We start from the raw sequence: 20,856 nt of genomic DNA on the forward strand, positions 1-20,856 counted from the left end.
ACCACATGGTGCCCCTGCAACAGCCACACCACGAACGATTGCCCGGGCTCGGCGAGTCGAGCCGCTCGCGCAGCGAATCAAAAACAGTCTGTGCGGATGCGGGCAAGTTGTTGGTCAGGCGCGAAGCGACTGTCCAACAACTTTGCACGCACCGCTAGCGTTATGGCTCGAACGACCCGGCGACAGGAGGTGCACCGATGCAGAGCGGTGACCTGTCGGAGTTGTTCCGGGTCCTCGACCTGACCGGGGTCTTCGCCAACGCCATCCTCGGCGGCCTGGTGGCGCGGCAGGAACGTCTCGACCCGATCGGCTTCCTCACCTTCGCGGTGCTGTCCGGACTCGGCGGCGGCATCATCCGGGATGTTCTGCTGCAGCACGGACCACCTGTCGCGCTGACCGATTACGCCTACCTGCTGACGGCCCTGGCCGGCGCCGGGATCACGTATGTCGCCAACGTCAGCGGCCCGTTGTGGGATCGGGTCTGGCCGGTGATCGACGCCATCGCGCTCGGGACCTGGGCGGCGGCGGGCGCGCAGAAGAGCCTCTCGGTCGGCATCGGCTGGTTGCCGGCCATCCTGCTCGGCACGATCACCGCGGTCGGCGGTGGCGCCATACGCGACATCGTGACGCGACGGGTCCCGTCCGTGCTCGGCGGCAACACGCTCTACGCGTCGTGCGCGATCGTCGCGAGCGCCGTCCTGGTGACCTGCACCGAAACCGGCCACCCGACAGTGGGATTGGCGGCGTCCACCGTCACCGGAGCGGGCCTGTGCCTGGTCGCGCGCTGGCGCGGCTGGATGCTGCCGGACGCCGACGCGTGGTCCGCACCCCGGAAAGTCGCTGCCAAAGCGGGACTCGACCGGGCGCGCCGGGAGAAGATCGCCCGCGCCCTGCAGACCAGGCGGCGCTCAGGAGACCGGCGCAAGGTGGAAGGCGAACCGACCGATCCTGAGGAGGAACGATGAGCACGGCTGCTGCACGGAAGGTCCTGGCCGGACTCGACGGAGCTCGCGACGACCTCGAGGACTTCTACCGGGACCTGCACCAGCATCCCGAGCTGTCGCACCAGGAGACCGAGACGGCCGCGAAGGTCGCCGGTCGCCTGCGCACTGCCGGGTATGCCGTCACGACCGGCGTCGGCGGGACCGGTGTCGTCGGCGTCCTGGAGAACGGCGACGGACCACGGGTGTTGCTGCGCGCGGACATGGACGCACTCCCGGTGCGCGAGGCGACGGGTCTGGACTACGCAAGCACTGTCACGGTGACCGACGACTCCGGTGAATCGGTGCCGGTCATGCATGCCTGCGGACACGACGTTCACGTCGCCTGCCTCGCAACGGCGGCAGCGTTGCTGGCGGCCGCGAAGGACCAGTGGTCCGGCACGTTGGTCGCGCTCTTCCAGCCCGCCGAGGAAGTGGGCGACGGCGCTCGCGGGATGCTCGACGACGACCTGCGCAAGGTCGTCGGACCGGTCGAGGTCGCACACGCCCAGCACGTGCTCGCGATACCGGCGGGCAGCGTCGGCACACGGGTCGGCTCCGTCTTCGCGGCCGCCAACAGCATGCGCGTGACCGTCCACGGCCGCGGCGCGCACGGATCGATGCCACAGGCCGCGATCGACCCGGTTGTGCTGGCCGCGATGATCGTGATTCGCCTGCAAACCATCGTTTCTCGCGAGATCGCGCCGACCGAGCCGGCGGTGCTGACGGTCGGGAGCATCCGCTCCGGGTCCAAGAGCAACGTGATCGGCGACAGTGCCGTGATCGAGCTCAACGTGCGCACCTACAACGACGCCACCCGTGAGCACGTGCTCGATGCGATCCGGCGCATCGTCACCGCGGAGTGCGCGGCCTCCGACTCGCCCAAGGAGCCGGGGTTCGAGCTGTATGACGAGTTCCCGCCGACGGTCAACGACGAAAGTTCGACCGATCTGTTGGCCGCTGCGTTCAGCGACTTCTTCGGGGACGACGCCGGGGAGCTGCCGTTGCAGAGCGCGAGCGAGGACTTCAGCGACATACCGACGGCGCTGGGGATCCCCTACTCCTACTGGGGAATCGGCGGTGCTGATCCCGACACGTATGCCGCGGCCGAGCGTGCCGGCCGGGTCAGCTCCGACATCCCGGTCAACCACTCGCCATACTTCGCGCCGGTCCTGCAGCCCACGCTGGACGTCGGCACGCAAGCCCTGGTGGTGGCCGCGCTGGCGCACCTGGGTCGCTCCGCCGGCGACTGATCGGCAGGAACGCGCCACTGCCGGCAACCGGGTTGCTACTGTCCTGCGCCATGATGAAAAGCGCTGCAGCCGGTGGTCTCGTCGTCGTGGCTGGGTGCGCAGTCGTCCTTGCCGGATGTGGCGGCGGGGGAAGCGACTCCTCGTCGTCCACGACGGAGAACAAGACCCTCGCGACTGCTCTGGGCTATCTACCTGCGGATGCGACAAGGGTGCAGTTCGGTGACTCCACGCCGTGGCTGAAGGAGCACGGCTTCGCGAAGAAGCGTCCGGCCGAACTCCTCAAGGACGAGAAGTTCTTTCGGCAGCTGCCGAACGCCGCCTTCCCCGAGAGCGACCTCTGGAACTTCTCGCGGGTGATGAAGGACTGGGGCTGGTCGGCAGCCGACATCGCGTGGTCGGCAACTGCGGCCGCCGGCAGGGGCCCGCTCCTGCACTATGTGCGTTTCCGCGACAGCACCGACATCGGTGTGGTGAAGAAGTCGTTGATCAGCCACGGCTACAAGGAGCACGGTGACAAGCTCGTCGGCCCGTCACTCGGCAGCGTCGCCGACCCCCTCACCGCGCAGATCGTCGCCTCGCTGGGACACACTGTGCGCTTCTACTCCGACAAGCACCTGATGGCCGGCAGCACCATGGACACATTGCCCGAGCTCCCCGACGCTTCGAAGTCGCTGGGTGCCGCAGCCGGCATCCGCGCTGTCGTCGCACCGATCACCACGGCCGACTACGTGCGCATCAGCGCCGGCGCGGACGCCTGCATCATGCCGCTGCGAGCCTCGGCACGGACGCTGAAGCAACTCGACTCGATCGACCGGTTCACTGCCAGTGCCACCGCAGTTGTCAGCGACTCGAAAAGCACTGCGACAGTGGCATATTCATCATCCGACGCGGCAGCGAAGGACCTCCCTCACCGGAAGGCCTTCGTCAAGGGCTTGTCCCTGAGGACACGTGAGCCCTACAACAGGCTCGCACGTTTCACCCTGAAGCGGCGGGACTCGACGATCCGCTACACGATCGACGCAGAGCCGCGCGTCGTCACGCAGATGCTGCAGAACCAGGATGCGCCGTGGGCGATGTGCAAACAGCCGAAGAAGACTTCAAGCAACTGACCGACGCCCGACTGCCGTCAGCACCAGACCGCAGAGCAGTGCGGCGAGGACGAGCGCGACAGGTATGTCGCCGACCCCCAGCCCGTGTCCGAACGACGCCGGCTTGGCGAAACCGTCCGCCATCGACGCACCGAGCGGTCGGGTCAGCACGTAGGCACACCAGAACCAACCGATCTCGTGGCGTCCGGTGGTGCGCCACGCCACCGCCGGTATGGCGATCAGGATCGCGAAAAGGGCTGCGGACGGCCAGAATCCGAGTCCCAGCGTCGCCGCGGTCAGATCACCGACGGCGGTGCCGAGCGCGAAAGTGCACATGACCGCGCCCCAGTAGAACCGCTCACGCCGAGGGTTGTCGATGTCGTGGATCGAGATCGTCCCCTCCACCCGGCGCCACGTCACGAAGACGGCGGCGGTCGCGGCGGCATACAAGGTGCTGGTGAACGGATAGGGCAGTCCGAGCGCCACGTGGACGCCGTCCGCGAGCATCGTGCCGAAGACCGCGACAGCGGCAACCATCGACCAATAGCGTTCGGCGACGTAGCCGTGCGTGCGGGTCTGCCAGCGGTATGCCGCCACGAGGCCGACCACCCCGACGACGACGGCGAGCGCGGGGCTGATGCCCGCCAGCCCATCGGATGCCGCTTCCCCGAACGCGGTGGTCGTCAGCTTGAGGATCCAGAAGAGCAGCCCGACCGGCGCGACCCAGGAAGTGGTGGTCGCCGCACGTTCGGCGCGCGAGGAAACAGTAGTCACGAGCGTAGGGTGCTCACGCACGGCTGAGGAAACGCTGAGATGTCCCGCGCCACAGCGGTTTTCTGGCGCAGTATGGCGGGGTGGCCCCGCTGACCCCGACCCGTTCCCGCAGCCTGCGGGCACGCCTTGTGGCGCTCACGGCCGTCGCGGTGATCGTGCCGCTGCTGATCGGCATCTTCGTGCTCGCCACGTTGCTGCAGCGGTCGCTGACCGGCAGCCTGACCTCGCGGGTGAAGCAGCAGACCGACATCGTCGCGATCACAGTGCGCGACAACGGTCCCCAGTCGATCCGGCTGGCCGACACCGACCGGCCGATGAAGGCGGTGGTACTCAGTGCAAACGGGAAGATCGTGGCCGCGCAACCGCGGGACGTGACACTGCCGCTGAGCGGCGACCGGCCCGAGACCAGTCACAAGCGGGTGCAGAACGCGCAGTACTGGTGGCGACCGGGTGACGTGGAGGCCCCGCTCGTCGTGAGTCGCAGCGTGCAGACCCGTTCGGGGCGCTACGTCGTGCAGGTGTCGTCCTCGCAGCAACCGCAGCACGAGGCGATCAGCACGGTGGTCAAGATCCTACTGCTCGGGACCCCGCTGCTGGCGTTGCTGGCCGCCGCCCTGGCGTGGTTGGTCGCGGGGCGGAGTCTTGCGCCGGTCGATCGGATGCGCTCGGAGGTCGACGCGATCGAGGCGGGCCATCTCGACGCGCGCGTGGTGGTGCCGGGCCAGGACGACGAGATCTCAGCTCTGGCAAGGACTTTGAACCGGATGCTGGATCGACTGGAGTCCTCCCAGGAGCGGCAACAACGTTTCGTCGCCGACGCCAGCCACGAGTTGCGGTCGCCGCTCGCCACACTGCAGGCGGCGACCGATCTGACCTCCGCCGACCCTGGCGGGGAGTGGCCGGCCGTCGAGTCGACGGTGCGCGCCGAACTGGGTCGGATGAACGCCCTGATCGGTGACCTGCTCCTGCTGGCCAGGATCGAAGAGGACCGCGCGTCTTCGCCCACGACCGACGTCGATCTCGACGACATCGCGCAGGCCGAGGTATCGCGCTGGCGCAGCGACACGAACGTCGTCGTGCGGTATGCCGGAACCCCTGCCCGGGCACGGGTGCTCGAAAGCTCGGTGGAGCGGATCGTGCGGAATCTCGTCGACAACGGCATCCGACACGCAGACGGGCAGGTGTTGGTGACGACGTCCAGGGACTCGGACGGCAGTGCGGTCCTGACCGTCGACGACGACGGTGCGGGCATCGATCCCGGGGACCGGGAACGCGTCTTCGACCGCTTCGTCCGGCTCGACGAGGGCCGGAGCCGGGGCGAGGGCGGTTTCGGGCTCGGCCTGGCGATCGTCCGCGAGCTGGCCCGCAGCACCGAAGGTGACGTGCGGGTCGAGTCCGCGCCGCTGGGTGGCGCCCGCTTCGTGGTGACCCTGCCGGGTGCTCAGGAGGCGTCGAGCCGGTAGCCGACGCCGCGGACCGTGGTGATCGTGTCGGTGCCGAACGGCCGGTCGACCTTCCGCCGCAGGTAGCCGACATAAACCTCGACGACGTTGTCGTCGCCTTCGAAGGCCGGGTCCCACACGTGCTGCAGGATCTCGGACTTCGCGACCGTGGTGTCACTGCGCCGCATCAGGAATTGCAAGAGGTTGAATTCCCTCGGCGTCAGGTCGATCTCGGTGTCGCCACGGAAGACTCGCGCCGACGCGGGATCGAGGCGTAGCCCGCCGGCTTCGAGACTGACCGGCCGGGACACCGGCGTGCGGCGGACCAGCGCGCGCAGTCGGGCGACCAGCACCGGGAAACTGAACGGCTTGGTCAGGTAGTCGTCCGCGCCGAGATCCAGCGCGTCGACCTGGTCGAACTCACCGTCCTTGGCGGTGAGCATCAGCACCGGTGTCCAGATCTTCCGCTCCCGCAGGCGACGGAGGACGTCATACCCATGTATGCCGGGCAGCATGATGTCGAGCACGATCACATCGAAGGACTCCTCGGTCGCATGCCAGAGTCCATCCGTGCCGTTGTGCTCGACCTCGACGACATAGCCCTCTTTACGCAGGCCACGCTCGACCAGCCGAGCGAGCGGCACCTCGTCCTCGACCAGCAAGACCCTCATACCTGAGGTCTATCACCTCTCCGGCCGGTCAGGCCGAGTCCGACGACCGCCGCGATGGTGGCAGTGGCGAGCAACGGCGCCGCGACGACATCAGCCAGGTAGTGGGCACCGACGACCAGTCGGCTCGCGGCGACCACCACGATCAGCGGGATACCTGCCAGCAGGACGACCCGACGCAGCGTGCGGTGACCGGCCAGCGCGACGAAGAACGCCGCCACCAGCGCTGCGGTGAATGCGGTGTGACCGCTGGGAAAGCTGTCCGGCTGCGTCTCGACCACCAGCGCGTGCACGGCGGCCGTCGGGGGCCGGTGCCGGTGGAAGAGCATCTTGAAGACCTCGATGGAGAACCAACCGACGAGCGTCAGCAGCCCCGCTCGCAGCGCGACAGTGCGGCCCAGCGTGCGCCACAGGACGAGGCACAGCAGCAGCAACCAGACCGGACCGACGGCCGGGCCGAATACGACGTTGATCACCTTGCTGATGTCGGCAACGATCGTGCCCCGATCGCCCGCGATGGTGCGATCCAGCGCGTATTCGCCGGTATGCCGGGCTCCGGTCGACACCGCCCAGATCCCGATGCCGGTCCCCAGCGCGTAGAGCACGGCTGCCGCGACCAGGGCGGCGGGGCGCAGCGTCGGACGGAGGTCCCGCTTCGGGTCACGTTGCAGCATGATCGTCACCATGCCACCGGGAACCTGAGACAACGCTGAGAGTTGTGCGGGCTCATGGCGTCGAACGCGCGGCGTAGATCACGTGCCCACCGGCCCGCGCGACCACCCCGTCCTTGGCGAGCTGGTTGCGGATGACCTTCAAATAGCTCCTGCCGTGCGGCTGCCAGAGCGCGACCGCGTTACCGGACCGCAGGTATTGCAGCAGGATCCCGTGCCACGTTCGGTGTTCCGCGTGCAGGGTGGCGGCCCGGTCCGGTCCCATCCGGCGACCGGTGACGTCGATCCAGTTCGGACAACCGGCGGCGAGACCCCTGCTCAGTGCGTCGAGCCGGATCAGGACGGTGGGGTTGTTGGACATGACGCACTTCTCGCCACGCACCGCCCGTGTCAGCTCGTGCGCCCCGCCATACGGCAGGACCGCATGGGTGCCGGCGACCGTCACCAGTGAGGTGACTGCGAGCACGACACCGGTGAGCGCCACTGCAGGGGTCCGCACCAGATGCTCGCGCCGCACGGCGACCGCGGCCGCTCCGACCGTCACCGCCAGTCCGACGACGAGATAGTCGCAGTAGTACTCGAACCACGAAGGCGCAGCCAGCAGCACGGTGAGCTGGGCGACGGTCACCAGGGCGAGGAAACGCGCCTGCCGTGCACCCCGCCAGGCGAAGGCGACGACCGCGATCAGGAAAACCACGAAAACCATTGCGGACAAAGTCTGTTGGCGTGCGGTGAGGTGCTTGACCAGGTCGGGGAGGGTGCTCATCCCGGCGAGCCTCGCAGCGAGCGTGATGTGCCGCGGGCGCCCGAGCTGCCCGGTAATCACGGAGTGCCACATACCGGACGGATCGGCGAGGAAGAACGGTGCGCAGACGACGCTCACACTTGCCGCGGCGCCGAGGAATGCGTGCACCGTGGCCCGAACACTGCGTCGGCACACGCCGTGCCAGCCGAGGATCAGCACCACAGGGACGACCCACCAGATCTTGACCGCCATCGGCAGCCCGACAACCGCGCCGGCCAACAGCGAGGACCACCGCGTCGGGCGGTCGTGGTCACGCAACAGCGCGAGCAGGCCGAGGAGCAGGAACAGGTTGGCCAGCGGCTCCAGCTTCACCTGGAACTCGGCGCTGATCGATCCGAACCACGCCGCGTAGAAGAGTCCCGCGACGACGGCACCGCGTCGGGCGACGCCGAGCCGCCGGCAGACCAGCACGACGAGAACGGCATTGACGGCGCCCATCAAGCAGAACGCCAGCGTCGCGAGGACGAAGGCGTGCCAGTCACTCATGACCTTGGTCAGTGCCGCGAAAGGCGTCAGTGCGAGGGTGATTCCGGGCGGATGCACCATCGTGAAGTCCCGGTAGGGCAGCCTGCCGTGCAGCAACGCGTCCGCGCCGGCGAAGTAGACGCCGCAGTCGTAGCCCATCAGGCCGTGTATGCCGCCCTTGCGTAGGAGCACGCCCAACCGCGCGACCAGCCCGACAACGAAGACCAGCGACGTGGCGACGACGAATCGACGTCGCCGGCGGGCATCGTGCCGATCGGCTGCCGGACGGGAGACGTCAACAGCGGTCGGCCCGAGGAGTTGTCCTGCCTGTTGCATGACAACACGGTGCGCGGCCAATGATGAAGCAACGGTGTACGCCGATGGCCGGCGCCGAGCGCCCCAGTGTTCTCTCAGCGACTCCTCAGCGGACAGGCCGAGACTGTGCAGGGTCATGCATGTATTGATCGTCGAGGACGAAGAGCGTCTGGCAGCGCTGCTGCAGCGCGGCCTGATGCGGGAGAATTACGCAGTCACGGTGGCGCACAACGGGATTGACGGACTGTGGCACGCCCAGGAGACATCCTTCGATGTGGTGGTGCTCGACGTGATGCTGCCCGGGATGAACGGCCTGGAGGTCTGCCGGCAGATGCGCGCCGAGTCGATCTGGAGCCCGGTGCTGCTGCTGACCGCACGCGGTCGGATCGAGGATCGGGTGGACGGGCTCGACGCAGGTGCCGACGACTACCTGATGAAGCCTTTCGCGTTCGACGAACTGACGGCGCGCCTGCGAGCGCTCCTGCGCCGTGGCTCGACCGAACGACCCACCTCGCTGACCGTGGGCAATCTGGTGATCGACCCCGCATCCCGCGAAGCGACAACGCCTTTCGGCCGGGCTGACCTGACGGCGCGCGAGTTCGCCCTGGTGGAGCTCTTCGCCCGCAGCCCCGGGCAGGTGTTGAGCCGTGACCAGATGCTCGAGCATGCGTGGGACTTCGCCAGCCTGCCGGCCAGCAATGTCATCGAGCAACACATCGCCAGTGCGCGACGCAAGCTCGACGAGGTGAGCTCGACCGCCGAGATCGTGACCGTGCGGGGCGTGGGATACCGCATGGTTGCTGCGGATTGAGCGCTGCTCCCTACATCGGCGCTACACGGTGGCAACGGCAGGATGGCGAAATGAGGTTCTCTTCCTGTCGTGCTGACGAGCGCGTGTTGGTCGTCGTGCCGACATACAACGAGCGGGAGTCGCTGCCCTGGCTCCTTGCGGATCTGCTCGCACTGCCGACCGACCGGCTCGAGGTGCTCGTGGTCGACGACAACTCACCCGACGGCACCGGCGAGCTGGCCGAGGAGTTCTCGCGCGCGTCGGGTGGGCGAGTGCGTGTGCTGCACCGGGCGGGCAAAGAGGGTCTCGGCCGGGCGTATGCCGCAGGCATGACCGAGGCGTTGGCGGCCGGCGCCGCCGTGGTGGTGCAGATGGACGCCGACGGTTCGCACCCCGTCGAGGCGATCGAGCGTATGTTGACCGCGCTGCGTGCGAGTTCCGCTGCGGTTGCGGTCGGTTCGAGGTATGTCGCCGGCGGCAGCGTCGATGCCGACTGGCCGTGGCACCGGCGCGTGCTGTCCTCCGGCGCGAATGCGTATGTGCGCGGGGTGCTCGGCCTCTCCGTCCAGGATGCGACCGCAGGTTTCAAGGCCTGGGATGCGCACGCACTGCGTTCGCTCGAGCCGGACACGGTCATGAGCAACGGCTACAGCTTCCAGGTGGAGCTGGCGCACCGTGCCACCGTCGCGGGCCTGCGGAGTGTGGAGGTGCCCATCCACTTCGTCGATCGCACCGAGGGCAGGTCCAAGATGTCGCTCGGTGTGCAGGCCGAGTCGTTCCTGATGCCGTGGCGATTGCGGCGGACCCGCTGGCGGCCGACCGTGGTGGTCGACGTCGCGGCCGCTGCGCTGCGGTGAGGGTCAGCGCCTGTCGCCGGACCCGCCGAGGACGCCGCGACGCTGCCGGTCGGCCAGCTTGTCGACATTCCGCTGTGCGACGTCGTCCAGTGAGAGGCCGAGGAAGTTCGCAAGGACTGCGGCGTACCAGAGCACATCGCCGAGCTCGGACGCCATGTCGTCGCGATCCAGCTGCGCGAGGTCGCTGTCCTTGTCGCGGACCAATTTCTTGACCTTCTCGGCGATCTCGCCGGCCTCACCGACCAGGCCCAGCACCAGGTGCATGAATTCGTCCTTGGCGTCCTTGTCACGTGCGGTGCGCAGCGCTGCCTGCTGGTAGTCGTCGAAGTCCATCGCGCCACCGTAGCGACCCGGGTAGAAGCGCCCGTCCCACCCGTGCGGCAATTTTCCTGGACACCTGGTTGGTCCGCGCCACGATGCGGCATAGTGAGCCTCAGCCGGCCGGAGTCGGCCATCTGTCATCGGCCGGATGGGAGAGCGATGCCACGTCCCAATGCTGCGATGCTGCTGCTCGTCGGGTTGGTCGCCGCGGACGTCGTGCTGGTGACCGGCGCCATCCGCTCCACGCACGTCGACACCGCGCAGATGGCACGGGCGATGGACTCGGCGACGGCGCCGACCTCTGCCGCCCCCTCCCCGAAGGGCTCCGCCGCGACCGCCACGGCACAGTCCGAGACCAAGAGCGGGTCGGGGAAGGTCATCGTCGCGGCACTGTCGGACAAGCGGGCCTGGCGCGCCGTGTCGTCGTCGGTGATCTGCAGCCCGGACAGCGAGGCCGCCGACATCGGTCGCTCACAGAACGGCGGCAAGGACTGGACCACCGTGAAGGTCCCGCTCAACACCGTCTCCGGGCTGTCGTATGCCGGAGGGCGTGTCATCGCCACCGGCATGGACGCGTCGTGCCAGCCGGCGGCATACGCACTCTCCTCGAGCGACGCACCGAGCGTGACGACGAAGGAACCCACCTGGGTGATCGACCCGGCGGACCCCACCAAACTCATGTCCTCGGGCGGATCCGTTGCGAAGCAACCGTGTTCGAGCGGGCTCCTCGACATCGCCGCCAACTCGAAATCGGACGTCGTGGCCCTGTGCGGTGATCACTCGATCGAGCACAGCACGACCGCCGGAGACTCGTGGCAACAGGAACGCGGCGGCTCGAAGGTGCTCGCCATCGCCACCGGAACGAACACCATCTTCACCGCAAGCCGGGCGAAGTGCGGGATCTCGGTGGCGGCCGTGCCCGGCGGTGACAACACGAATTGCGTTGCCGGTACGAAGGATTGGTCCGGGCCGGTCGACATGACGATCGTCGGTGGCACCGTGTGGCTGGCCACCGCCGACGACGCGGTCACCGAGCCGGTCGCCGACTTCACGTGATCAGCTGTACGACGACCTCACCCGCGGTGTCGGCGGCGTCGTAGAAACTGCGCAGCGTCTCCAGGTTCGGGCCAGCAGCCAATGGATGCAGTGCCAGGTCTGGTCGAGATCGAGAACCCGCTCATCGTCGGATTCCAACAGTTCGTCGAACCGTGCGTCGTCGGCCAGCACGTGCGCCGCGGTCGCAGGATCCAGTCGATAGCCCAGCCAGCTCATTCCCATGTAACGAGGCTTGAAGACGAGAAGCCTTCACAGGGTGCGCGCGATGAGTTCCTTCATGATCTCGTTGGTGCCGCCGTAGATCTTCTGCACACGCGCCGCGGCATACGCACGGGCGATCGGGTATTCGAGCATGTAGCCGTAGCCGCCGAAGATCTGCAAGCAGCGGTCGATGACCTCGCACTGCTTGTCGGTGGCGTACCACTTGGCCATCGAGGCCGTCGAGGCATCGAGCTCGCCGGCCAGGTGCTGCTGGATGCAGTGATCGACGAGCGTACGCACCGCGCGGGCCTCGGTCGCGCACTCGGCGAGGACGAAGCGGGTGTTCTGGAATTTCAGCAGCTCACGCCCGAAGGCCTTGCGTTCCTTGGCATATTCGACGGTCTGCTGCACCGCGACCTCTATGCCCTTCGCCGCCGCGACAGCGATGATCAGCCGCTCCTGGGGCAGCTGCTCCATCAACTGGATGAACGCCTGGCCCTCCGCGCCGCCGAGCAGGTTCTCCCGCGGCACCCGCATGTCGGAGAAGAACAGCTCGCGGGTGTCCTGGCCCGGCATACCGATCTTCTCCAGCACCCGGCCGCGCTCGAACCCCTCGAGCCCGTCGGTCTCGGCGACGATCAGCGACAACCCCTTGCCGCCGTCCTCGCCGGTCCGCGCCACGATGATGACCAGATTGGCGTGCGAACCGTTGGTGATGAACGTCTTCGAACCGTTGACCACGTAGTTGTCGCCGTCGAGGCGAGCGGTGGTGCGCAGGCTCTGCAGGTCGGAACCGGCGCCCGGCTCGGTCATCGCGATCGCGCCGACATACTCGCCCGAGGCCAGCTTCGGCAGCCAGCGGCGCTTTTGCTCCTCGGTCCCGTAGTTCGCGATGTATGGCGCGACGATGGTGCTGTGCACGCTGTAGCCGAAGGCGTCGTCCCCGGCCGCGGACTGCTCCTCCATGACGACGGCCTCGTGCGCGAAAGTGCCACCGCCACCGCCATACTCCTCGGGCAGTCCGATGCACAGCAGTCCGGCAGCACCGGCTGCGGTCCAGTACTCGCGGTCAACCTGGTGCTGCTGAGCCCACCTCTCCTGGTTGGGGATCGACTCCTTCTCGAAGAAGGTGCGCGCGAGGGCGCGCAGATCGTCGAGTTCCTCGTCGAGCCAAGGGGATCGGTAGGTGCTGGTGAGCTGCATGGTCAGTCCTTGCTGTCAGTGGTGGCTTTCGCGTGCTGGCCCGCAGCCCGTACGGCGGCGATCGGCAGCCCTCGCTCGCGGCCCCACGCCTCCCATTCGTCGGCGCTGCGCTGCGCGAACGCTGTTTCGAGGTCTGTACGCTCCCCGGTCACGTCCAAGTGCCGGAGCAGCTCCTTCCAGAAGTGGCCCTCCAGCGCGGCGACCGCAACGAACCCCGTTGCGGCCGCATAGATCCCGTATGACGGCAACGCTCCGCCGAGGAAGCCTTCCGACATGGTGAGACCGTGCAGCGCGGGTTGCGCCATGGTCTCGGCAACATCGCTGAGCGCAACCTCGCGGCAGGCCCCCTCCCCGGTCCGCGCCGCCTGCAGCAGCGCGGCCAGCCCGTCGGCGACCGCCCGCTCCGCGCCGGCCAGATCGGCGACCAGGACCCGCGGCAACTGCGGCGGCTGCAGCGTGCCGACCGCCGCCTGGTAGGTCAGGTCGTGGCCGGCGATCTCCGCGTCCGGTCCCGGGTGCCCGACGATCGCGACCTGCGACAACCGCGGCAGCCGCTCGTGGACCGCCGGCCAGTCGAGGCCGAGCCGCGCCAGTGCCGACGGCCTGCTGGAGGTGAGCAACAGGTCGGTGTCGGCAAGCATCGTCCACAGCGACTCGCGGTCCGCGTGCGCCTTCAGGTCGAGCTGGACCACCTCCTGACCCGTCACCAGTTGGTCGTAATAGTCCTTGGCACCGAACGCGAGCGGGTCACCGCTCGGCGGCTCGACCTTGGTCACCTGAGCGCCGAGGCTCACCAGCCTGGCCGCCGCGGCCGGGCCCGGCAGGTTTACCGCCAGACTCAGCACGCTGATGCCGGCCAGGGCGCTCATGTCAGAGACTTTCGCCGGACTCGGCCTTGGCGACCAACCAGTCGCTCGGGGCGAACCGCGGCCCATAAGCGGTCGCCAGTTCGTTGGCGCGAGCGACGAATCCGGGCAGGCCTCCGTCATACCCCTGCATGAACTGCGCTGTCCCGCCGGTCAGCGGCGGGTAGCCGATGCCGAAGATCGAGCCGATGTTGGCCGCAGCCGACGAGTCAAGCACGCCCTCCTCGAAACACTTCGCGGTCTCCAAGGCCATGACGAAGAGGTAGCGGTCCTCGATGTCGCGCAGGGGGATGCCGGTGTCGGGCTTGGTGAAGTGCTCCCGCAGCCCTGGCCACAGCGTCTTGCCGGCGCCCTCCGGGTAGTCGTAGAAGCCCGCACCGGCCGCGCGGCCCTTGCGGCCGAACTGCTCGACCATGCGGTCGACGACAGCCGTCCCCGGTGCAGCAGGCAGCGTGATCCCCCGGGCAGCAGCGTCCTTCTCGGCCTCCGTCCGGATGTGCTGGGTCAGGGTGAGCGACACCTCGTCGAGCATCGCCAGCGGCGACGCCGGGAAGCCGGCCATCGTCGCGGCCCGCTCGATGGTGGCCGGGTCGACACCTTCCTCGAGCAACGCGACGCCTTCGAGGACCAGCGTGCCGAAGACTCGGCTGGTGTAGAACCCGCGGCTGTCGTTCACGACGATCGGCAGCTTGCCGATCTGCTGCACGACGTCGATCGCCCGGGCCAGGGTCTCGTCGGAGGTCTGCTCGCCCTTGATGATCTCGACCAGCTTCATCTTGTCGACCGGCGAGAAGAAGTGGAGCCCGACGAAATCCGTTGGGCGGGTGACGTGCTCGGCGAGCGAGGTGATGGGCAGCGTGGAGGTGTTGGAGCACAGCAAGGTCTCGTCGCCCACCACCGCTTCGACCTCGGCGAAGACCTTCGCCTTGAGGTCGGCATCCTCGAAGACGGCCTCGATCACGGCGTCGACACCCTTGAGGTCGGCGGCGTCGGCAGTGGCGGTGATGCGGTCCAGGATCTCCTGGCGCGCCTCGGGCGTCATCCGGCCCTTGTCCACCTTCTTGGCGAGCAGTGACCCGGTGTAGGCCTTGCCCTTTGCCGCGTTGTCGGCCGACACGTCCTTGAGGACGACCTCGATGCCGCGGGTGGCGCACGCGTAGGCGATCCCGGCGCCCATCATCCCGGCACCGAGGACACCGACGCGGGAGACCTTGTGCTGCTCGATCCCCTTGGGCCGCAATGCTCCTGACGTGATCCGCTGCATGTCGAAGAAGAATGCCTGGATCATGTTCGTGGAGACGGACCCGCTGGCCAGGCTGGTCAGGTAGCGCGACTCGATCCGGCTCGCGGTGTCGACGTCGACCTGCGCCCCCTCGACCGCCGCGGACAGGATCGCCCGCGGCGCGGGGTAGGCGGCGCCCTTCAGCTGCTTGCGCAGATTGCCCGGAAAGGCCGGCAGGAACTGCGCGACCTTCGGAGTGCTGGGCGTGCCACCGGGCATCCGGTAACCGGGCCGGTCCCAGGGCTGGGCGGCGGCCTCGGCGTCGTCCTTGTGCTCGAGCAGCCAGGTGCGCGCGGCCGGCAGCAGCTCGTCCTGTGTCGCGACGACCTCGTCGATGAGGCCCTTCTCCTTGGCCGCAGCGACGCCGCGCTGTTGACCCTGCAGCAGCCAATCCATCAGTGCCGACTGCAGACCCAGCATCCGCACGGTGCGGGTGACGCCACCGCCGCCAGGCAACAGGCCGAGGGTGACCTCCGGGAAGCCGAACTTCGCCTTCGGGTCGTCCACCGCGATGCGGTGGTGCGCGGCGAGCGCGATCTCGAGGCCGCCGCCGAGTGCGGTGCCGTTGAGTGCAGCGACCACCGGTTTGCCGATCTGCTCGATGCGTCGCAGCTGGGCCTTGACGGCTTCGACCTGCTCGAAGAACTGTGCCGCGTCCTCGGGTTGGACCGCCTGGAGCATCTTCAGGTCGCCGCCGGCGAAGAAGGTCTTCTTCGCGCTGGCGATGACGACGCCCGTGACGCCGCCGCCGGCGACGTCGGCCTCGAGGGTGTCGACCGCGGTCGCCATACCTGCTGCGTAACGGTCGTTCATGGTGTTCGCGCTCGACTCCGGGTCGTCGAGAGTGAGTATGACGATGCCGTCGGCATCCTTGTCGTAGCGGACCGCGGTGGTCGCGGGAACGTCAGTCGTGGTCATGAGATGTCCCTGAATATCTTTGAAGTAGTGGGTGATTCAGACGAGCTCGACGATGGTGGCGATACCCATGCCGCCGCCGACGCAGAGCGTGGCCAGGCCGCGGTGCAGCTCGCGGCGTTCGAGCTCGTCGATGAGCGTGCCGAGGATCATCGCGCCGGTGGCGCCAAGCGGGTGGCCCATCGCGATGGCGCCGCCGTTGACGTTGACCTTGTCGTGCGAGAGCTCGAGGTCCTTCATGAAGCGCAGCGGGACCGCGGCGAACGCCTCGTTGATCTCGTAGAGATCGATGTCCGCGGGCGTGAGCCCGACGCGCTTCAGCGCCTTGAGTGCCGCGGGCGTAGGACCGGTGAGCATGATCGTCGGATCGGCGCCGCTGACGGCGACCGAGGTGATGCGGGCGCGCGGGCGAAGGCCGAGCTCCTGCCCGACGGCGTCCGTGCCGATAAGCACCAGCGCCGAACCGTCAACGATGCCAGAGGAATTGCCGGCGTGGTGGACATGGTCGATCTCGTCGACCCAGTGGTACTTCTCCAGCGCGACGGCGTCGAAGCCGCCCATGTCACCGATGTCCTTGAAGGACGGCTTGAGTCCGGCGAGCGACTCCACCGAGGTGCCGGGGCGGATCGTCTCGTCGTGGTCGAGGACCGTCAGGCCGTTGCGGTCGACGACCGGGATGACCGAGTCCTTGAACCACCCAGCCTTCTGTGCGGCGGCTGCGCGGGCGTGGGACTCGGCGGCATACGCATCGACGTCGGTGCGCGCGAAGCCTTCGATCGTCGCGATCAGGTCGGCGCCGATGCCCTGCGGGACGAAGTCGGTGGTGAGCGCGGTTGCCGGATCCATCGCCCAGGCGCCGCCGTCGGACGCCATCGGCACCCGAGACATCGACTCGACGCCACCGGCGACGATGAGGTCCTCGAAACCGGACCGGACGCGACCGGCCGCCTGGTTGACCGCCTCCAGCCCGGAGGCGCAGAAGCGATTGAGTTGCACACCCGCGACGGTCTCGGGCAGGCCGGCGGCGAGCGCCGCGGTCTTGGCGATGTCCGCACCCTGGTCCCCGATCGGCGTGACGACACCGAGCACGAGGTCGTCGATGCGGTCCGGATCGAGCTCGGGATTGCGCTTACGCAGCTCATCGATGAGACCGACGACCAGGTCGATCGGCTTCACCTCGTGCAGCGATCCGGTCTTCTTGCCGCGACCGCGCGGCGTGCGGATGGCGTCGTAGACGATCGCCTGTGGTGCGTTGGCCATGGGGAGACTCCTGGTGCGGCATACGACGGAAGGACTGCCCTCAACAGTAACAGTGACACTGTCACTGTTAATAGGTGTCGGCACTGTGCCAGGATGCTGCCCATGCCCGATGACGCGACCGCAGAGCTCACGCTGGACCAATTGGTCGCGCGGTCCGGGCTGGCGGCGCGCACGATCCGCTTCTACACGGGCCGCGGGATGCTGCCGGCTCCGGTCAAGCGCGGGCGGTCGGCCTACTACACCGCCGACCACCTCGCCCGGCTCGAGCTGGTGCGCGAGCTGCAGGCCCACGGATTCACTCTCGCCGCCATCGAGAGCTACCTGGCACGGCTGCCCGCGGACGCCACTCCGGAGACGATCGCGCTGCACCGGACGCTGCTCGCGCCGTGGATGCCCGACCTGCCCGAGACGTTGTCGCGGGCCGAGCTCGAGGCGCGCGCCGGCCGCGCGCTCAGCACCGACGACCTCGACACGCTGGAGGCGCTGGGAACCGTGCAGCCCGAAGAGCACGGCCGCTATCGCGTTGCGGTGGCACACCTTTCGGTCAGCGTTTCGATCCTGGACCTCGGACTGCCCCCGACCGCGGCGGCCGCCGCGCACGCGATCTTCACCGCACACGGCAAGGCCATCGCCGAGGAGTTGACCGACGTCTTCCGCGAGCTGGTCTGGCCGGCATACAAGGAAGCGGGGGTGCCCGCCGACCAGTTGCGCGAGACCGTGGAGCGCTTCAAGCCGCTGACGATCGCGGCACTCGTGACGTCATACGAGAGTGCCGTGAACGAGACCAAGCGCGAGGCGGTCGCCCGTCGCACGACCGGCTACTGACCGGGCGTTCAGTTCGATACGCCGGATTCTTTCAGCGCCCGGAACTACCTTGGAAGTTCCACCTCACGACACACTGAGGCTCGTTCTGTGTTGGTGTTGCGAGTCGCAAGCTCCCTGCACCCCCGACACACCTCAAGCCTCCTGTACCTGTCTGGGTACGAACTCAATGCCGTGATCGATTGAGATTGGAGCGCAACATGACTGGAAATCGCGTCGTCGTCTACAAGGGTGCCGGCAAGGTCGCCGTCGAATCGATCGACTACCCCAAACTGGAATTGCCCGAGGACGTCTCGACCGGACTGAAGCTGAAGAAGAAGGCGCCGCACGCGGCCATTCTGAAGCTGGTGACCACCAACATCTGCGGCAGTGACCAGCACATGGTCCGCGGCCGGACCACCGCACCGATCGGGCAGAGCCTCGGCCACGAGATCACCGGTGAGGTCGTCGAGACCGGTGATGACGTGCTCTTCGTGAACAAGGGCGACATCTGCTCCGTGCCGTTCAACATCGCCTGCGGTCGGTGCCGGATGTGCAACGAGGGCAAGACAGGAATCTGCTTGAACGTCAACCCTGCTCGCGCGGGCGCGGCATACGGATATGTCGACATGGGTGGCTGGATCGGCGGTCAGGCCGAGTACGTGATGATCCCCTACGCCGACTTCAACCTGCTGCGGTTCCCCGACCGCGACCAGGCGCTGGAGAAGATCCTCGACCTGACGATGCTGTCCGACATCTTCCCGACCGGCTACCACGGCGCCTACACGGCCGGGGTGACCACCGGTTCCACCGTGTATGTCGCGGGCGCCGGCCCGGTCGGTCTCGCCGCCGCCCACGCGGCGCAGGTGCTCGGCGCGTCCGTCGTGATCGTCGGCGACATGAACGCCGACCGGCTCAAGCAGGCGAAGAGCTTCGGCTGCGAGACGATCGACCTGTCCACCGATGCCTCGATCGAGGACCAGATCGAGCAGATCGTCGGTGAACCCGAGGTGGATGCGGCGGTCGACGCCGTCGGCTTCGAGGCCCGTGGTCACGGGTCCGGAGCGGGCGAGGCTCCGGCCACGGTGCTCAACGACATCATGAGCATCTCGAGGGCGGGCGCGTCACTCGGCATTCCGGGTCTCTACGTCACGGGTGACCCCGGAGCCGTCGACGAGAACGCCAAGATCGGTCAGCTCGGCGTACGGCTCGGACTCGGCTGGGCCAAGTCGCACTCCTTCACCACCGGTCAGTGCCCGGTGAAGAGGTACAACCGGCAGTTGATGAACCTGATCCTCAATGACAAGGCGCAGATCGCCAAGGCGGTCAATGCCACGAAGATCAGTCTCGACGAGGCCCCGCAGGGCTACGCCGACTTCGACAAGGGCGCGGCGAAGAAGTACGTCATCGATCCGCACGGCATGGTCGCCTGACCCACGGCGGCTGACCACGGCCGTCCACCACCGCACAGCGACGAACTCACCATCCGACACCGTTCGGGTCGTGAGTTCGTCGCTATAAGTGCGGCATTCTGTCGAACTATTGACGGAACACCTGACACGGCGAAAGGGTGACGCGGGCGGTCGACGACGATCGCGAGAGAGGATGCCGTGGGCAGAACGGTGCAGCCGACCAGCCGAGCAATACGAGCCGCGAATCGTGCTGGCATCGTTCGGGTTCTGCGTCATTCCGGCTCCGCGACGCGCGTCGAGATCATGGACCGGACGGGACTCTCCCGCGCGACCGTGTCGAGCGTCATCGGCGAACTCGCCGGTCGCGGTCTCATCTCGGAGCGCCGAGTGCCGGCACCACGCGGGATCGGTCGCCCCGTCGCCCGCGTGACCCTCAACCGGGCTGCCGGGCTCGCCATCGGCGTCGACATCGGCGTCAGCCATGTCGCGGTCGCCGTCGGCGACCTGTCCCGCAGCGTGCTGGTCGAGCGGTGGACCTCGCTCCCCCGCGGGCACCGCGCGACCGAGGGTGTGGGCCTGGTGCTGGCCTCCATCGAGGAAGCACTCGAGGAGGCCTCTGCCGACCCGGACCAACTCGTCGGCGCAGCAATCAGCATCGCCGCACCGGTCGCCCCGGACAGTTCCCGACTGCTCGTGCCCGGCGTACTACCCGGTTGGAACGGCTCGGAGCTCACCGAGCAGGTCGCCCAGCGCTGGGGCATCCCTGTCGCGATGGAGAACGACGCCAACCTCGGCGCGCTCGGCGAGTCGGTCTTCTGCGGCGTCGACGACGAGCCGATCCTCTACGTCAAGGTCGCCAGCCGGATCGGCCTCGGGATCACCCTCGGTTCGACGCTGCACCGTGGACACGACGGCTACGCAGGCGAATTCGGGCACGTGACGGTCGACCCGGCCGGCGCGACGTGCTGGTGCGGTCGTCGTGGCTGCCTAGAGCTGTATGCCGGGGGCGACGGCCTGCTGCGCGCCCTCGCCGACTGCCGTCCGCGCATCGCCTCCGTCGATGACCTCATCCGGCTCGCCCACCGCGGTGATGCCCAGGTGCTCGCAGCCGTCGCAGCCGGTGCACGCGCTCTCGCGGGCGCGCTGGCGAACGTCGCGCTGGTGCTCAACCCCTCGTCGATCCTGCTCGGTGGCGAACTCGCCGCGCTCGGGGACTTGCTCGCCGGACCGATCCGCGACGAGTTGCAGAACATCCCGTTCGGCCGGCCCGTCCGGGTCGCGACCTCGGCGCTCGGCGAGCGTGCGTCCCTGCTCGGCGCGCTCGCACTGGTCCTGTCCGAGTCGACGCGATTCGAGGACCTCTCCCGGGAAGGCCCGGCTGAAGCCACCACCGCTTGACCCCTTGTTCCCCTGACCGCACGTCCCCGTCCA

At 68.0% G+C, this 20,856-nt stretch carries 19 protein-coding genes and 1 pseudogene; 10 read left to right on the plus strand and 10 right to left on the minus strand.

Going from position 1 to position 20,856, the window contains the following annotated elements; genetic code table 11:
• The first annotated feature begins 197 nt into the window (after positions 1–197).
• From IEX71_RS11180 to IEX71_RS11190, 3 genes are read left to right on the plus strand one after another with little or no spacing between them, the layout of a single operon-like run.
• Complete coding sequence (locus tag IEX71_RS11180; protein ID WP_188837081.1) at positions 198–965, plus strand: trimeric intracellular cation channel family protein; 768 nt, start codon at positions 198–200, stop codon at positions 963–965.
• Positions 962–2,233 (plus strand): amidohydrolase, encoded by a 1,272-nt coding sequence (locus tag IEX71_RS11185; RefSeq protein WP_188837082.1) that lies wholly within the window; start codon positions 962–964, stop codon positions 2,231–2,233. The genes IEX71_RS11180 and IEX71_RS11185 overlap by 4 nt, the downstream gene beginning before the upstream one ends.
• A gap of 50 nt (positions 2,234–2,283) precedes the next feature.
• Positions 2,284–3,342: a hypothetical protein gene (locus tag IEX71_RS11190; protein WP_188837083.1), complete on the plus strand. Its 1,059-nt coding sequence runs from the start codon at positions 2,284–2,286 to the stop codon at positions 3,340–3,342.
• On the opposite strand, the gene IEX71_RS11195 is transcribed toward IEX71_RS11190, so the two are convergent.
• Complete coding sequence (locus tag IEX71_RS11195) at positions 3,331–4,095, minus strand: COG4705 family protein (RefSeq protein WP_188837084.1); 765 nt, start codon at positions 4,093–4,095, stop codon at positions 3,331–3,333. The two genes, IEX71_RS11190 and IEX71_RS11195, sit on opposite strands and share 12 nt — an antisense overlap.
• A gap of 80 nt (positions 4,096–4,175) precedes the next feature.
• Between IEX71_RS11195 and IEX71_RS11200 the strand changes: the two genes are divergently transcribed.
• Complete coding sequence (locus tag IEX71_RS11200) at positions 4,176–5,558, plus strand: sensor histidine kinase (protein WP_188837085.1); 1,383 nt, start codon at positions 4,176–4,178, stop codon at positions 5,556–5,558.
• Here IEX71_RS11200 and IEX71_RS11205 read toward each other — a convergent pair.
• From IEX71_RS11205 to IEX71_RS11215, 3 genes are read right to left on the minus strand one after another with little or no spacing between them, the layout of a single operon-like run.
• Positions 5,537–6,208: a response regulator transcription factor gene (locus tag IEX71_RS11205; RefSeq protein WP_188837086.1), complete on the minus strand. Its 672-nt coding sequence runs from the start codon at positions 6,206–6,208 to the stop codon at positions 5,537–5,539. The genes IEX71_RS11200 and IEX71_RS11205 overlap by 22 nt on opposite strands.
• Complete coding sequence (locus IEX71_RS11210; RefSeq protein ID WP_188837087.1) at positions 6,205–6,879, minus strand: phosphatase PAP2 family protein; 675 nt, start codon at positions 6,877–6,879, stop codon at positions 6,205–6,207. Before IEX71_RS11210 ends, IEX71_RS11205 begins: the two co-directional genes overlap by 4 nt.
• Positions 6,880–6,931: 52 nt before the next feature.
• Complete coding sequence (locus IEX71_RS11215; protein ID WP_188837088.1) at positions 6,932–8,482, minus strand: glycosyltransferase 87 family protein; 1,551 nt, start codon at positions 8,480–8,482, stop codon at positions 6,932–6,934.
• 115 nt (positions 8,483–8,597) lie between these two features.
• Here IEX71_RS11215 and IEX71_RS11220 point away from each other — a divergent pair, with 115 nt between their 5' ends.
• The gene (locus tag IEX71_RS11220; RefSeq protein WP_188837089.1) at positions 8,598–9,272 is read left to right on the plus strand and encodes a response regulator transcription factor; all 675 of its coding nucleotides are present in this window, start codon (positions 8,598–8,600) and stop codon (positions 9,270–9,272) included.
• 50 nt (positions 9,273–9,322) lie between these two features.
• Positions 9,323–10,108 (plus strand): polyprenol monophosphomannose synthase, encoded by a 786-nt coding sequence (locus tag IEX71_RS11225; protein ID WP_188837090.1) that lies wholly within the window; start codon positions 9,323–9,325, stop codon positions 10,106–10,108.
• A gap of 3 nt (positions 10,109–10,111) precedes the next feature.
• On the opposite strand, the gene IEX71_RS11230 is transcribed toward IEX71_RS11225, so the two are convergent.
• Positions 10,112–10,441, minus strand: a complete 330-nt coding sequence (locus tag IEX71_RS11230; protein WP_188837091.1) for a nucleoside triphosphate pyrophosphohydrolase family protein — start codon at positions 10,439–10,441, stop codon at positions 10,112–10,114.
• A gap of 147 nt (positions 10,442–10,588) precedes the next feature.
• Between IEX71_RS11230 and IEX71_RS11235 the strand changes: the two genes are divergently transcribed.
• Positions 10,589–11,485, plus strand: coding sequence for a hypothetical protein (locus IEX71_RS11235; RefSeq protein WP_188837092.1), 897 nt, complete (start codon positions 10,589–10,591; stop codon positions 11,483–11,485).
• Between the two features lie 120 nt (positions 11,486–11,605).
• On the opposite strand, the pseudogene IEX71_RS22820 reads toward IEX71_RS11235, so the two are convergent.
• The 5 genes and pseudogenes from IEX71_RS22820 to IEX71_RS11260 form a co-directional block, all read right to left on the minus strand.
• Positions 11,606–11,707 (minus strand): annotated as a pseudogene (locus IEX71_RS22820) (hypothetical protein); the annotation flags it as partial.
• 27 nt (positions 11,708–11,734) lie between these two features.
• Entirely contained in the window at positions 11,735–12,889 is a 1,155-nt protein-coding gene (locus IEX71_RS11245; RefSeq protein WP_188837094.1) for an acyl-CoA dehydrogenase family protein, read from the minus strand.
• A 2-nt stretch (positions 12,890–12,891) separates the two neighbouring features.
• Positions 12,892–13,758 carry a CoA transferase gene (locus IEX71_RS11250; RefSeq protein ID WP_188837095.1) on the minus strand — a complete coding sequence of 289 codons (867 nt, stop codon included), beginning with the start codon at positions 13,756–13,758 and terminating at the stop codon, positions 12,892–12,894.
• 1 nt (position 13,759) lies between these two features.
• Positions 13,760–15,955 (minus strand): 3-hydroxyacyl-CoA dehydrogenase NAD-binding domain-containing protein, encoded by a 2,196-nt coding sequence (locus tag IEX71_RS11255; RefSeq protein ID WP_188837096.1) that lies wholly within the window; start codon positions 15,953–15,955, stop codon positions 13,760–13,762.
• Positions 15,956–15,991: 36 nt separating this feature from the next.
• The gene (locus tag IEX71_RS11260; RefSeq protein WP_188837097.1) at positions 15,992–17,212 is read right to left on the minus strand and encodes an acetyl-CoA C-acetyltransferase; all 1,221 of its coding nucleotides are present in this window, start codon (positions 17,210–17,212) and stop codon (positions 15,992–15,994) included.
• Positions 17,213–17,314: 102 nt separating this feature from the next.
• Here IEX71_RS11260 and IEX71_RS11265 point away from each other — a divergent pair, with 102 nt between their 5' ends.
• The 3 genes from IEX71_RS11265 (at position 17,315) to IEX71_RS11275 (ending at position 20,823) form a co-directional block, all read left to right on the plus strand.
• Positions 17,315–18,037, plus strand: a complete 723-nt coding sequence (locus tag IEX71_RS11265) for a MerR family transcriptional regulator (protein WP_229749647.1) — start codon at positions 17,315–17,317, stop codon at positions 18,035–18,037.
• Between the two features lie 197 nt (positions 18,038–18,234).
• On the plus strand, positions 18,235–19,446 hold the full coding sequence (gene fdhA, locus IEX71_RS11270) for a formaldehyde dehydrogenase, glutathione-independent (protein WP_188837099.1): 1,212 nt from the start codon (positions 18,235–18,237) through the stop codon (positions 19,444–19,446).
• Between the two features lie 282 nt (positions 19,447–19,728).
• The gene (locus IEX71_RS11275) at positions 19,729–20,823 is read left to right on the plus strand and encodes an ROK family protein (RefSeq protein WP_188837100.1); all 1,095 of its coding nucleotides are present in this window, start codon (positions 19,729–19,731) and stop codon (positions 20,821–20,823) included.
• The last annotated feature ends 33 nt before the right edge of the window (positions 20,824–20,856 follow it).

The organism is Flexivirga endophytica (assembly GCF_014640635.1).
Classification (GTDB): domain Bacteria; phylum Actinomycetota; class Actinomycetes; order Actinomycetales; family Dermatophilaceae; genus Flexivirga; species Flexivirga endophytica.

Excerpts from the sequence above, each read along its gene's own strand:
- IEX71_RS11185 (WP_188837082.1), top strand. The coding sequence starts at position 962 with ATGAGCACGGCTGCTGCACGGAAGGTCCTGGCCGGACTCGACGGAGCT.
- IEX71_RS11220 (WP_188837089.1), top strand. The coding sequence starts at position 8,598 with ATGCATGTATTGATCGTCGAGGACGAAGAGCGTCTGGCAGCGCTGCTG.
- IEX71_RS11260 (WP_188837097.1), bottom strand. The coding sequence starts at position 17,212 with ATGGCCAACGCACCACAGGCGATCGTCTACGACGCCATCCGCACGCCG.
- IEX71_RS11230 (WP_188837091.1), bottom strand. The coding sequence starts at position 10,441 with ATGGACTTCGACGACTACCAGCAGGCAGCGCTGCGCACCGCACGTGAC.
- IEX71_RS11275 (WP_188837100.1), top strand. The coding sequence starts at position 19,729 with ATGGACCGGACGGGACTCTCCCGCGCGACCGTGTCGAGCGTCATCGGC.
- IEX71_RS11210 (WP_188837087.1), bottom strand. The coding sequence starts at position 6,879 with ATGCTGCAACGTGACCCGAAGCGGGACCTCCGTCCGACGCTGCGCCCC.
- IEX71_RS11215 (WP_188837088.1), bottom strand. The coding sequence starts at position 8,482 with ATGCAACAGGCAGGACAACTCCTCGGGCCGACCGCTGTTGACGTCTCC.
- fdhA (WP_188837099.1), top strand. The coding sequence starts at position 18,235 with ATGACTGGAAATCGCGTCGTCGTCTACAAGGGTGCCGGCAAGGTCGCC.
- IEX71_RS11180 (WP_188837081.1), top strand. The coding sequence starts at position 198 with ATGCAGAGCGGTGACCTGTCGGAGTTGTTCCGGGTCCTCGACCTGACC.
- IEX71_RS11225 (WP_188837090.1), top strand. The coding sequence starts at position 9,323 with ATGAGGTTCTCTTCCTGTCGTGCTGACGAGCGCGTGTTGGTCGTCGTG.
- IEX71_RS11190 (WP_188837083.1), top strand. The coding sequence starts at position 2,284 with ATGATGAAAAGCGCTGCAGCCGGTGGTCTCGTCGTCGTGGCTGGGTGC.
- IEX71_RS11255 (WP_188837096.1), bottom strand. The coding sequence starts at position 15,955 with ATGACCACGACTGACGTTCCCGCGACCACCGCGGTCCGCTACGACAAG.
- IEX71_RS11245 (WP_188837094.1), bottom strand. The coding sequence starts at position 12,889 with ATGCAGCTCACCAGCACCTACCGATCCCCTTGGCTCGACGAGGAACTC.
- IEX71_RS11250 (WP_188837095.1), bottom strand. The coding sequence starts at position 13,758 with ATGAGCGCCCTGGCCGGCATCAGCGTGCTGAGTCTGGCGGTAAACCTG.
- IEX71_RS11265 (WP_229749647.1), top strand. The coding sequence starts at position 17,315 with ATGCCCGATGACGCGACCGCAGAGCTCACGCTGGACCAATTGGTCGCG.
- IEX71_RS11235 (WP_188837092.1), top strand. The coding sequence starts at position 10,589 with ATGCCACGTCCCAATGCTGCGATGCTGCTGCTCGTCGGGTTGGTCGCC.
- IEX71_RS11205 (WP_188837086.1), bottom strand. The coding sequence starts at position 6,208 with ATGAGGGTCTTGCTGGTCGAGGACGAGGTGCCGCTCGCTCGGCTGGTC.